Origin of the sequence: Pseudoalteromonas espejiana DSM 9414 (assembly GCF_002221525.1) — a bacterium.
Lineage (GTDB): Bacteria > Pseudomonadota > Gammaproteobacteria > Enterobacterales > Alteromonadaceae > Pseudoalteromonas > Pseudoalteromonas espejiana.
Map to the genome: position 1 here is coordinate 31,578 of NZ_CP011028.1, position 13,085 is coordinate 44,662.

At 43.7% G+C, this 13,085-nt stretch carries 9 protein-coding genes, 2 tRNA genes and 3 rRNA genes; 12 read left to right on the forward strand and 2 right to left on the reverse strand.

The annotated features are described in order from the left end of the window. Positions 1-12: 12 nt before the first annotated feature. Positions 13-450: a group II truncated hemoglobin gene (locus tag PESP_RS00150; RefSeq protein ID WP_089349056.1), complete on the reverse strand. Its 438-nt coding sequence runs from the start codon at positions 448-450 to the stop codon at positions 13-15. A gap of 54 nt (positions 451-504) precedes the next feature. Between PESP_RS00150 and aroE the strand changes: the two genes are divergently transcribed. Beyond that, positions 505-1,329, forward strand: coding sequence for a shikimate dehydrogenase (gene aroE, locus PESP_RS00155; protein WP_089346245.1), 825 nt, complete (start codon positions 505-507; stop codon positions 1,327-1,329). Next, positions 1,326-1,586 (forward strand): DUF1488 family protein, encoded by a 261-nt coding sequence (locus tag PESP_RS00160; protein ID WP_089346246.1) that lies wholly within the window; start codon positions 1,326-1,328, stop codon positions 1,584-1,586. Before aroE ends, PESP_RS00160 begins: the two co-directional genes overlap by 4 nt. On the opposite strand, the gene PESP_RS00165 is transcribed toward PESP_RS00160, so the two are convergent. Beyond that, positions 1,569-2,105: a gamma carbonic anhydrase family protein gene (locus PESP_RS00165; protein ID WP_089349057.1), complete on the reverse strand. Its 537-nt coding sequence runs from the start codon at positions 2,103-2,105 to the stop codon at positions 1,569-1,571. The genes PESP_RS00160 and PESP_RS00165 overlap by 18 nt on opposite strands. Before the next feature lie 583 nt (positions 2,106-2,688). Here PESP_RS00165 and PESP_RS00170 point away from each other — a divergent pair. The 10 genes from PESP_RS00170 to PESP_RS00215 all read left to right on the forward strand — a co-directional run bounded on the left by PESP_RS00170 (position 2,689) and on the right by PESP_RS00215 (position 13,057). Further along, positions 2,689-4,224 (forward strand): 16S ribosomal RNA (locus tag PESP_RS00170). 76 nt (positions 4,225-4,300) lie between these two features. Beyond that, positions 4,301-4,377, forward strand: a tRNA-Ile gene (locus PESP_RS00175). A gap of 43 nt (positions 4,378-4,420) precedes the next feature. Next, positions 4,421-4,496 (forward strand) — tRNA-Ala (locus PESP_RS00180). A gap of 302 nt (positions 4,497-4,798) precedes the next feature. Then, positions 4,799-7,685, forward strand: a 23S ribosomal RNA gene (locus tag PESP_RS00185). Positions 7,686-7,828: 143 nt separating this feature from the next. Then, positions 7,829-7,943 (forward strand): 5S ribosomal RNA (rrf, locus tag PESP_RS00190). The 16S, 23S and 5S rRNA genes sit together here with 2 tRNA genes alongside, the layout of an rRNA operon. 323 nt (positions 7,944-8,266) lie before the next feature. Continuing rightward, positions 8,267-9,199 (forward strand): hypothetical protein, encoded by a 933-nt coding sequence (locus PESP_RS00195; protein WP_089346247.1) that lies wholly within the window; start codon positions 8,267-8,269, stop codon positions 9,197-9,199. A 22-nt stretch (positions 9,200-9,221) separates the two neighbouring features. After that, positions 9,222-10,121, forward strand: a complete 900-nt coding sequence (locus tag PESP_RS00200) for a DUF350 domain-containing protein (RefSeq protein WP_089346248.1) — start codon at positions 9,222-9,224, stop codon at positions 10,119-10,121. A gap of 3 nt (positions 10,122-10,124) precedes the next feature. Then, positions 10,125-11,846, forward strand: coding sequence for a polyamine aminopropyltransferase (locus PESP_RS00205; protein ID WP_089346249.1), 1,722 nt, complete (start codon positions 10,125-10,127; stop codon positions 11,844-11,846). An 80-nt stretch (positions 11,847-11,926) separates the two neighbouring features. Next, complete coding sequence (locus PESP_RS00210) at positions 11,927-12,340, forward strand: YjfI family protein (RefSeq protein ID WP_006793818.1); 414 nt, start codon at positions 11,927-11,929, stop codon at positions 12,338-12,340. Between the two features lie 24 nt (positions 12,341-12,364). Beyond that, positions 12,365-13,057, forward strand: a complete 693-nt coding sequence (locus tag PESP_RS00215) for a PspA/IM30 family protein (protein WP_089346250.1) — start codon at positions 12,365-12,367, stop codon at positions 13,055-13,057. The last annotated feature ends 28 nt before the right edge of the window (positions 13,058-13,085 follow it).

The following is a 13,085-nucleotide window of genomic DNA, read 5'->3' on the forward strand; positions in this document are numbered from 1 at the left end:
AAGTAATTACAATTAGTGCTCATTAATCATATGTGTAGCAAGTTGACCAAACGATTGCTTTAAGCCTTCGCGCAGTAGTGGGTTGTCTACTTCAATATCGAGCGCTTTATTCATACAGTACATCCACTGATCGCGTAATTCTTTATTTATAGCAAAAGGCATATGGCGTTTACGCAACATAGGTTGACCATGTTTTTCTGTAAATAGGCTTGGCCCGCCTAACCATCCCGATAAAAATTCAAAAAACACTTGGCGAATTCTATCTAATGGCAGAGGATGCATATCATATAACGGTTTAGCGTATTCATCGCTGGCCATAATGTCGTAGAATCTATTAGCAATAGCACGGGCGCCAGCTTCTCCACCAATTATTTCGTACGGTGTTTTTTCAGGAGTAGGGGCTTGCTGCTCAGGAGCTGGCTTAGATTTTGAAAAAAGTCGTTTAATCATATTACTTATCATCGTTAATAGGCAGTGTTATAGCTGCAAAGAGGTTGCTTTAAAATGGACAAATATGCGGTTTTTGGAAATCCAATAAAACATTCAAAATCCCCCGCGATACATAAACAATTTGCTGTATCTTTGGGTGAGCAAATCGACTACCGCGCAATATTAGCACCTATCGATAGTTTTGAAAAAACAGTATCCGCTTTTTTTGAACAAGGCGGTATAGGTGCAAACGTTACTATGCCATTTAAAGAGCAAGCCTTTGCAATGGCCGATGAGTTAACGCCGCTTGCAAAAATAGTCGGCGCGGTTAATACACTAAAAAAACGAGAAGACGGCTCATTATTGGGAGATAACACTGATGGCGTTGGGTTTGTTAACGACTTGCTCGCTAATAAAGTAGCACTAACAAACAAGCGTATTTTAATTATTGGTGCTGGTGGCGCAGCAAGAGGCGTAATTTTACCTTTACTTGAACACAACCCTTCAGAAATCATTATTGTTAATCGCACTGCCCAAAAAGCACAAGACTTAGCTCTGCTATTTGCTGAATATGGAAAAGTTTCAGGCTATGGTTTTGATGATTTACCAGTAAGCGATTACTCACTTATTGTTAACTCTACGTCAAGCAGTATGAATAATGAACTGCCAGCGCTCGATAAAAAACACTTAACACGCTGTGATGTTGCCTACGATATGTTTTACTCACTAGAAAATACTGTTTTTATGAACTGGGTTGCACAGCATAATACAAATACTAAGCTGTTAGATGGTAGCGGCATGTTAGTAGGCCAAGCCGCACAGGCATTTTTTGTATGGCGAAATAAAATGCCAGCAATACTTCCTGTTGTTAAAGCACTTAAACAAGGCTCACTTAAATGAACCAAGCAATACAGTTTATAGACAGGCTAGAATTTAGAGAGCCCGATCATCAACTGGTTTTTTTCGCGCAAGTATCGGGTATGCTCGTAGAGTGTGTTATTGATCTACGTAACCTAGACTTAAAAGATGAAAGTCACGTAACAGAGTATTTTGATAAGTACCGATTTGATTATGAAGAATGTGCCGAGCAACTCATAGAAGATGAAAGCTATAACTCGGCAGGGCAGATAGAAGTTAATCTAGCCAATCTCGGCTAAATACTCATCTTTTAATTGCACATAGTTATCCGCAGACACTTTTAAAAAGGCAAGCTCTTGCTCTGTTAACGGGCGAGCTTGCTTCACAGGGCTACCTACATATAAATAACCAGACTCCAATCGCTTGTTTGGTGGCACTAAAGACCCCCCACCAATAATCACGTCATCCTCTACAATTACATTATCCATAACAATGGCACCCATACCCACTAGTATACGGTTTTTAAGTACGCAGCCATGCAGCATTACTTTATGACCAACCGTTACGTCATCACCTAAAATAAGCGGGTAACCTTCAGGGTTACTTTTTGTTGCACGCGATAGATGAAGTACGCTGCCATCTTGTATATTAGTGCGCTTGCCAATACGTATATGGTTAACGTCTCCGCGTGCTGCCACTAATGGCCACACACTACTGTCCTCACCTATAGTAATATCACCTACTAATATAGAAGACTCATCAACATATACTGACGAATTAAAAGAAGGAGTAATACCTTTATAAGAACGGATTGCCATATCTACACCTTTTAAATAACTGTTGTTTAGGTTTGAGTGTAACAGCAACACTCAAATAAGGCCTATAAAAGGGTCGTTTTGGTTATAAAACTACCAGTTATATAGGGGTTAGTGCAGATAATGACCGAACGGTGCTTTTTTTTAGTTTTTCTTTAAAAAAGTGCTTGCGTAAAAATCTGTTCTCCCTATAATGCGACCCCACTGAGACGGGGAACGCCAACGCATAGCGAGGCACGAGCTGCTCACAGAGTTAAGTAAAACTTCGGTTTTAATCTTCTGAAAAGAAAGTTTAAAATTAAGTGTTGACTCGAAAAATAAAGGATGTATTATACGCATCCCTAGCGACAACGTCGCGACGTTCTTTAACAATATAAAGCAATCATCTGTGTGGGCACTCGTACAGATTGAGTTCTAACAGCCAAGCTACTTAGGTAGTGAGGCAAACAAATTTAGAGTCTCAATTGAACTGAGTGACCAACAGAATAATTACTTGGGTAGTTATTCAGCACAGTCAATTCAATATCGAAAGATATTAAATAAATTCAGAATTCATTGAGCTGTTCTTCGGAACATAAAAACTTTTTAATTGAAGAGTTTGATCATGGCTCAGATTGAACGCTGGCGGCAGGCCTAACACATGCAAGTCGAGCGGTAACAGAAAGTAGCTTGCTACTTTGCTGACGAGCGGCGGACGGGTGAGTAATGCTTGGGAACATGCCTTGAGGTGGGGGACAACAGTTGGAAACGACTGCTAATACCGCATAATGTCTACGGACCAAAGGGGGCTTCGGCTCTCGCCTTTAGATTGGCCCAAGTGGGATTAGCTAGTTGGTGAGGTAATGGCTCACCAAGGCAACGATCCCTAGCTGGTTTGAGAGGATGATCAGCCACACTGGGACTGAGACACGGCCCAGACTCCTACGGGAGGCAGCAGTGGGGAATATTGCACAATGGGCGCAAGCCTGATGCAGCCATGCCGCGTGTGTGAAGAAGGCCTTCGGGTTGTAAAGCACTTTCAGTCAGGAGGAAAGATTAGTAGTTAATACCTGCTAGTTGTGACGTTACTGACAGAAGAAGCACCGGCTAACTCCGTGCCAGCAGCCGCGGTAATACGGAGGGTGCGAGCGTTAATCGGAATTACTGGGCGTAAAGCGTACGCAGGCGGTTTGTTAAGCGAGATGTGAAAGCCCCGGGCTCAACCTGGGAACTGCATTTCGAACTGGCAAACTAGAGTGTGATAGAGGGTGGTAGAATTTCAGGTGTAGCGGTGAAATGCGTAGAGATCTGAAGGAATACCGATGGCGAAGGCAGCCACCTGGGTCAACACTGACGCTCATGTACGAAAGCGTGGGGAGCAAACAGGATTAGATACCCTGGTAGTCCACGCCGTAAACGATGTCTACTAGAAGCTCGGAGCCTCGGCTCTGTTTTTCAAAGCTAACGCATTAAGTAGACCGCCTGGGGAGTACGGCCGCAAGGTTAAAACTCAAATGAATTGACGGGGGCCCGCACAAGCGGTGGAGCATGTGGTTTAATTCGATGCAACGCGAAGAACCTTACCTACACTTGACATACAGAGAACTTACCAGAGATGGTTTGGTGCCTTCGGGAACTCTGATACAGGTGCTGCATGGCTGTCGTCAGCTCGTGTTGTGAGATGTTGGGTTAAGTCCCGCAACGAGCGCAACCCCTATCCTTAGTTGCTAGCAGGTAATGCTGAGAACTCTAAGGAGACTGCCGGTGATAAACCGGAGGAAGGTGGGGACGACGTCAAGTCATCATGGCCCTTACGTGTAGGGCTACACACGTGCTACAATGGCGCATACAGAGTGCTGCGAACTCGCGAGAGTAAGCGAATCACTTAAAGTGCGTCGTAGTCCGGATTGGAGTCTGCAACTCGACTCCATGAAGTCGGAATCGCTAGTAATCGCGTATCAGAATGACGCGGTGAATACGTTCCCGGGCCTTGTACACACCGCCCGTCACACCATGGGAGTGGGTTGCTCCAGAAGTAGATAGTCTAACCCTCGGGAGGACGTTTACCACGGAGTGATTCATGACTGGGGTGAAGTCGTAACAAGGTAGCCCTAGGGGAACCTGGGGCTGGATCACCTCCTTATACGATTTAGAACTTATTTGTTCGTAGTGTCCACACAGATGATTGTTAATTGTAAAGAGAACAACACTTATTGTTTGGGTCTGTAGCTCAGTTGGTTAGAGCGCACCCCTGATAAGGGTGAGGTCGGTGGTTCAAATCCACCCAGACCCACCACTTCTTTTGAAGTGTCATAACAGACAATAAGACCAGCATATGTGGGGCTATAGCTCAGCTGGGAGAGCGCCTGCCTTGCACGCAGGAGGTCAGCAGTTCGATCCTGCTTAGCTCCACCACTTTACTTCTTAAAAATAAATATTCTTTATCGGGTAGCAACATCACCTGAGAATAGAGTGTGTTTAATTTTGAGAAGTTTTTGATTCTCTGCTCTTTAAAAATTTGGAAAAGCTGATAATAAAATTCTGATAAATATTTATATTTATCAAGAGTTTTCAAAAGTAAAAAAGAATGATAGCAGTATCATTCAGTGCCATTTAATCACTCTTATGAGTTGATTGATTGGTATCTACTTTAGTATTCAATATTAACTTCTGGCGAAGTTAAACTGTCACATAACAAAGACCCGTTTGGGTTGTATGGTTAAGTGACTAAGCGTACACGGTGGATGCCTTGGCAGTTGGAGGCGATGAAGGACGTATTAACTTGCGATAAGCCTAGTCAAGCTAGTAAAAAGCGCTTGAGACTAGGATTTCCGAATGGGGAAACCCACCTGCTTGCAGGTATCGTTAACTGAATACATAGGTTAACGAGGCGAACGCGGAGAACTGAAACATCTAAGTACCCGTAGGAAAAGAAATCAACCGAGATTCCGATAGTAGCGGCGAGCGAAATCGGAACAGCCCTTAAGCTTATTATGTGTTAATGGAAGGCTCTGGAAAGTGCCGCGATACAGGGTGATAGTCCCGTACATGAAAAGACATTTTAAGTGAAATCGAGTAGGTCGGAGCACGTGAAACTTTGACTGAATATAGGTGGACCATCATCTAAGGCTAAATACTCCCAACTGACCGATAGTGAACCAGTACCGTGAGGGAAAGGCGAAAAGAACCCCTGTGAGGGGAGTGAAATAGAACCTGAAACCGTGTACGTACAAGCAGTAGGAGCCTACTTGTTAGGTGACTGCGTACCTTTTGTATAATGGGTCAGCGACTTATATTTTGTAGCGAGGTTAACCGTTTAGGGTAGCCGTAGGGAAACCGAGTCTTAACTGGGCGAATAGTTGCAAGGTATAGACCCGAAACCCGGTGATCTAGCCATGGGCAGGTTGAAGGTTGAGTAACATCAACTGGAGGACCGAACCCACTAACGTTGAAAAGTTAGGGGATGACCTGTGGCTAGGAGTGAAAGGCTAATCAAACCGGGAGATAGCTGGTTCTCCCCGAAATCTATTTAGGTAGAGCCTCGGACGAATACTTACGGGGGTAGAGCACTGTTAAGGCTAGGGGGTCATCCCGACTTACCAACCCTTTGCAAACTCCGAATACCGTAAAGTAATATCCGGGAGACACACGGCGGGTGCTAACGTCCGTCGTGAAGAGGGAAACAACCCAGACCGCCAGCTAAGGTCCCAAAGTCATAGTTAAGTGGGAAACGATGTGGAAAGGCCCAGACAGCCAGGAGGTTGGCTTAGAAGCAGCCATCCTTTAAAGAAAGCGTAATAGCTCACTGGTCGAGTCGGTCTGCGCGGAAGATGTAACGGGGCTAAACTATGCACCGAAGCTGCGGATTCATCTTAGGATGAGTGGTAGGGGAGCGTTCTGTAAGCGGTTGAAGGTGTACCGGGAGGTATGCTGGACGTATCAGAAGTGCGAATGCTGACATGAGTAACGATAATGCGGGTGAAAAACCCGCACGCCGGAAGACCAAGGGTTCCTATCCCATGTTAATCAGGGTAGGGTAAGTCGACCCCTAAGGCGAGGCCGAAAGGCGTAGTCGATGGGAAACGGATTAATATTTCCGTACTTGGTATAATTGCGATGGGGGGACGGAGAAGGCTAAGCAAGCATGGCGATGGTTGTCCATGTGAAAGTGAGTAGGCTAGCGACTTAGGTAAATCCGGGTTGCTGTTAGGCTGAGACACGAGACGAGCACCCAAGGGTGTGAAGTTGCTGATGCCATACTTCCAGGAAAAGCCTCTAAGCTTCAGATTATACCGAATCGTACCCCAAACCGACACAGGTGGTCAGGTAGAGAATACTAAGGCGCTTGAGAGAACTCGGGTGAAGGAACTAGGCAAAATCGTACCGTAACTTCGGGAGAAGGTACGCTCCTATCTGTGATGAGACTTGCTCTCTAAGCGGACGGGAGCCGCAGTGACCAGGTGGCTGGGACTGTTTATTAAAAACACAGCACTGTGCAAAATCGCAAGATGACGTATACGGTGTGACACCTGCCCGGTGCCGGAAGGTTAATTGATGGGGTTATCCTTAGGGAGAAGCTCTTGATCGAAGCCCCGGTAAACGGCGGCCGTAACTATAACGGTCCTAAGGTAGCGAAATTCCTTGTCGGGTAAGTTCCGACCTGCACGAATGGTGTAACCATGGCCACGCTGTCTCCACCCGAGACTCAGTGAAATTGAAATCGCAGTGAAGATGCTGTGTACCCGCGGCTAGACGGAAAGACCCCGTGAACCTTTACTACAGCTTGGCACTGAACATTGAACCTACATGTGTAGGATAGGTGGGAGACTTTGAAGCAGCGACGCTAGTTGTTGTGGAGTCGTCCTTGAAATACCACCCTTGTAGTTTTGATGTTCTAACGTTGGCCCCTGAATCGGGGTTACGGACAGTGCCTGGTGGGTAGTTTGACTGGGGCGGTCTCCTCCCAAAGAGTAACGGAGGAGCACGAAGGTTGGCTAAGTACGGTCGGACATCGTACGGTTAGTGTAATGGTAGAAGCCAGCTTAACTGCGAGACAGACACGTCGAGCAGGTACGAAAGTAGGTCATAGTGATCCGGTGGTTCTGAATGGAAGGGCCATCGCTCAACGGATAAAAGGTACTCCGGGGATAACAGGCTGATACCGCCCAAGAGTTCATATCGACGGCGGTGTTTGGCACCTCGATGTCGGCTCATCACATCCTGGGGCTGAAGTCGGTCCCAAGGGTATGGCTGTTCGCCATTTAAAGTGGTACGCGAGCTGGGTTTAGAACGTCGTGAGACAGTTCGGTCCCTATCTGCCGTGGGCGTTTGAGAATTGAGAGGGGTTGCTCCTAGTACGAGAGGACCGGAGTGAACGAACCGCTGGTGTTCGGGTTGTCATGCCAATGGCATTGCCCGGTAGCTACGTTCGGAACTGATAAGCGCTGAAAGCATCTAAGCGCGAAGCAGGCCTCGAGATGATTTCTCACTAGACTTTTAAAGTCTCTGAAGGGCCGTTGAAGACTACAACGTTGATAGGCAAGATGTGGAAGTGGTGTGAGCCATTAAGCTAACTTGTACTAATTACCCGTGAGGCTTAACCATACAACGCCAAACGCGTTTTGTGACAGAAACAAGCGACAGAAGTTAATAGCTAAAGTAGATATTACTTAGAAAGACTTAAAAAATATTATCAGATATTTTCCAGATTTAGTTGGTACGTAAAAACGGACTGACGACCAAATTTGCTTGGTAACCATAGCGTTTTGGACCCACCTGACCCCATGCCGAACTCAGTAGTGAAACGAAACAGCGCCGATGATAGTGTAGCATTTGCTATGTGAAAGTAGGACATTGCCAGGCTCCAAATACGAGAAAGCCGCTTCAGAAATGAAGCGGCTTTTTTGCGTCTGTAGAAAAGTAGATTAGAGCAACTCTAATCTGCTTAGATATACCCAATAGCTTGAGTTAAGTGCTATGAACCCTTTTTATCCTAAAGCCGCAGTCGTTACGGCAATACTAAACTTTGCATGATGCAGTGCTGCAAATATTAATCGTCGAATTTAACAATTAACAAGGAAAGCGCTACTTAATTCATTTATATCATTTTGTTGCAATTTGATTCTTGGTTTAATAAGTGACCTGTGTAAAACTGTTGCGGTTATTTTTTAAATCAGGTGACATGAATGTCGAATATAAAAGCTTGGAAACTTATGAGCCTGTTTTGTTTGTTTGCAGTGCTTATGGGTTGTCAATCTAAAGAAGAACAACTACAACAAACAATTCAGGAGTCTCTTAAAAAGGCAGATGTTGAGCTAACACAGCTTGGAACTGCACTCGATAATGGGACTTTACGTAATGCTGTATTACTTAAAGAATATGGCAGCCTTCTTAAGCAGCAGCAACCAGAGCTTAGTAAAGTTGTTGATGTAATTACCCTTGATGCGACAAAGCAAGGCGCACTTTATAGCGGTTTAACACAGCGCTTAAAAGACCTCAAAGGGACTTATTTAATTCCACCCTACGAAGACACACTACACAGTATTGATTTACTGCGCGAAGCGGCAAAGCCCACTTTGTTTACAGATGCGTTAACCGATCCTATTAATATGCTTGCTGATATGTCTAAGGGTAGCCTTGCGCGCATTGGAGCTATTAGTCAGCAAGCAGAGGGTGCTGGTGAGGGCAACCAACTTGTAGGTAATCCTAATTACGGTAACTGGCAAACCAATAGTAACGGTATTAGCTTTTGGCAGTGGTATGGCATGTATCGTATTTTAGGTGATGTGTTTGATCGCGTTGAATATGGGCGCTGGAGCAGTCGCCGTAAATATAGTTACTACAATGATTATGGTCGCTACCGCTACTCAAGCCCTAAACAAATAAAAACGCAAAGTGCCCTAGAAACACGCACTCGCCAATCATACCAACGTCAAGGTAAACAGTTTACAAGCCCATATGCGAGCAAAAAAACGGGTGCCTCAGGTTTGAGCCGCAGCAGTTATACACCACCTAAAAGCCGCAGTAGTTACTCGCGCTCGAGCAGTTATAGCAATAGCTCCGGATCGGTACGTAATAGTGGCAGCAGAACCTCTCGTGGCGTGAGCCGTGGTAAGTAAAGAATAAGTTGGAGTTAGAAATATGTACGAATTTAATGGAATAACTATGTGGTCGCTACAAGCATTAGCGATTGATTTTGCAATTATTGTGTTGCTATTTGTAAGCCTTAAATACATTAAAGGCTGGGTTTCAAATTTACATGCGAATGATGAAATAACAGAGCGTGATAACTTTGCGTTTGGTATTAGCTTTGCTGCAGGCTTAGTGGCACTAGCGATTGTATTAACCGGTGTAAGCAGCGGAGCATTTGCAGCAACTCTTGAGCAAGAAGCATTGCAAATGTTTGCCTATGGCGTGCTAGCTATTGCACTTATTAAGCTTGGTCACTTTTTTCAAGATAAAGTAGCCCTACGTAAAGTAAGCCTGCACGACGAAATCGTAAAAGGTAATGTTACTGCCTCTGTTATTGATTTTGGCCACGTAGTCAGTGTTGCTATTGTTATTCGTTCTGCGCTTTTATGGGTAGCAACAGAAGGCTGGCATGGTATACCAATAGTTATTGCAGCCTTTATTATTGGCAGCGTTGCACTTTTGCTGGTAAGCCAATACCGCGTTCAGTTATTTAAGCGTACTAATAAAAGCGGTGATTGTTTACAACAAGCAATTATTGATGGAAATCTAGCAGTAGGTATTCGCTACGCTGGCTTTTTAGTTGGTAGTGCATTAGCGATTACAGCCGCGTCGGGTATTGCTCCGTATGCAGCGGATAACATTAACGCAAGTTTACTTTATTGGGCTGTTAGCGCCATTGTATGCTTAGTGGCGTTTATTATTTTGCACTTGGTGACAATAAAAATAATTTTATCGGGGTGTGATATTTCAGATGAAGTTAATCGTCAAAAAAATGTAGGTGTAGGCGCTATTTCTGCGGCGGTTTCGTTTGCTGTTGGTCTTACTATGGCAACTTTATTAGGCGCATAATCAGTGTCATCAACTCAAGCCAGCCCAAGTAAAACACGTTTACTTGGGCACGATATTTTACTTATCACTGTTATGGCCGTACTCGCTGGGTGCGGCCTTATTTATGAATACTTACTTTCGCATTACGCAGGGCGTGTACTTGGCTCTGTAGAAAGCGCTATTTACGCCATGATTGGCACTATGATAGTTGCCATGGGTTTAGGGGCTTTTTTAGCGCGTTGGTTTAAAGATGCATTCACCGCTTTTGCATGGCTTGAAAGTATAATTGCATTAGTGGGTATGGGCTGCATTTTAGCGATTGCTGGTGTAATTGCTGTAAGTTATTCGCTCCCGCATGTGTTCTCTAGTATTTTTAATTTACCTCCAGATGTGATCCTCAATGGCTATGTATTTCAAAAGCTACAAGAGTGGTCACGGTTTCTACCTTATGTGTTTGGCCTAATACTGGGTTTATTTATTGGTATGGAAATACCGTTAATAGCGCGTATTCGCCAACATGTGTACGGGCGCTTTTTAGAAAATAACGCAGGAACTATTTACGGTGCTGATTATATTGGAGCAGGTATTGGAGCTGCAATTTGGGTAAGCATTATGCTTTCAATGCCCATAATGCAAGCTGCTGCATGGACTGCACTTTTTAATATAATTGCAGGGCTGGCATTTTTATGGCGTTACCACACACATGTTCGCTTTGCTAAAGTGCTATTAGTTTGCCATTTACTGCTACTAGCGCTGTTTGCGTTTATATTATTATTTGGCAGTAGCTGGATGAACAGCCTTAGCAATGTGTTATACAAAGATAAGGTAATATATTCACAAGCCACTAAATACCAACATGTTGTATTAACCGAGCGCTTAAGCAAAAACCAACCAGAGCCAATAACCGACCTATATTTAAATGGGCGTTTACAGTTCTCAAGTATTGATGAGCAAATATATCATTCAATGCTGGTTTACCCGGCCATGTTGGCGTCTAACCGCCACGATAAGGTATTAATTATTGGTGGTGGCGACGGACTTGCCCTTAGAGATGTTTTAAAGTGGCCGGTTAGCGATGTAACACTGATTGACTTAGATGCGCAGCTGCTTAATTTATTTGGCCATGAAGACGGTAATTATGACGTACCAACACATATTAACGAGCGTTTATTAAAGTTAAATAACAACGCAATGCAAGACCCTCGTGCGCATATTATTGTGGGCGATGCGTTTTTAGAAGTCGAAAAACTGCTTGACCAAAGCAAGCAATTTGACACTATTTTAATTGATTTACCCGACCCTAATCATCCAGATCTTAACAAAATGTACAGCGATTATTTTTATAATCATGTACGTCAATTGTTAGCACCTGATGGGGCAATGGCAGTGCAATCTACCTCGCCTTATCATGCTAAAAAAGCATTTTTGAGTATCGCTAAAACGGTTAAAGCAGCAGGGTTTGATTATGTTGAGCAGTACCAACAAAACATCCCCTCGTTTGGCCAATGGGGCTGGACCATAGCCACAAAAATGGGCCAACCTGCAAGTGGGCGAATAAACGATGTGACGACTATGCCGGTACAGTCTAGGTGGATAAGCAGAAAATATTTACTAGCCAGCTTTGTATTTCCAAGCCAATATTTTGAGCAAGTGAAAAGTATTGAGATCAACAGGTTGGGGTCTGGTCAATTGTACGATTACTATCGAAATGCATGGCAAATAGAAAGTGAATTGTATAAAAATTAATAAAACATGGTTGACATAATATGTCGACCATGCGAATCTTAACTCAGACATAATATGTCAAACAACAAAAAGGCAGAGACATGGAATTAAACGAACTTTCAATTAAATTAGCTTCTTTTGAAACTGAAGGCGCTAACTTTGAGTCTTTCTTGATTGCCAATCCAGGTGAGCAAGATGTTTTACAAGTCATTGTTGATGGAAATGATGAGCTTCCAATTTTTGTTACGCAAACTCAAGAGCAGTTGTTATGTATTAGCTACTTGTTTGGCGAAGACGAAGTAAAAAGTGAATTACGCAACGAATTAAACGAAACACTATTACGTTTAAACGTGCCAATTCCACTGAGTGCATTTGCTAAAATCGATAACAAATACGCGATTTTTGGTGCACTGTCGGTAAACTCATCATTAGATGACGTTACCCACGAACTAGTGACATTAGCTGACAACGCGATAGATGCACTAGAAGCCGTGACCTTGTATTTAAACGATTAGTAATTACTTAGCGGAGTTAAGATTATGAGTATTTTAAAAAAATTATTTACAGCAGTACGTGGCGGCGCTCGTGAAGCAGGCGAAGCAATTGTAGATGCAAACGGTATTCGCATTTTTGAACAAGAAATTGCTGATGCACAAAATGCACTACACCGTGCTAAAAAAAGCCTTACAGAAGTAATGGCTAAAGAAATGCAAACTAAGCGTAAAATTAGCGCAGTAGATGCATCAATTGCTGAGCACGAAGCGTATGCAGGCCAAGCACTAGAAAAAGGTAATGAAGCCTTAGCATTAGAAATTGCCGAAAAAATTGGTGACTTTGAAGCTGAAAAAGTAGAAAACGAGCAAGTATTAGCAGGTTTTAGTAATCACATTGTAGCGCTTAAACAACAAGTTAAAGACGCTGAAAAGTCGATTAAAGAAAACCAACGTCAGCTTACTATGGTTAAAACCACAGAAAGCGTACAGCAGGCAACTATGGCTGTTAACAGCACGCTTAATACTAATAGCTCGTCAATGACATCGGCTCGTCAGTCGCTTGAGCGTATTAAGCAACGCCAACAAGATCGTAGTGATCAACTAGGTGCTGCAAAGCAACTTGAGTCAGACGTAAATGGCGACGACTTAAAAGCAAAAATGGCTGAAGCCGGTATTGGCGATACAAGCCCAAAAAGCGCTGATATTTTAGCGCGCATTAAAGCCAAGCAAAACGGCTAATAATTAGTACATTAATTACAAAAGGTAA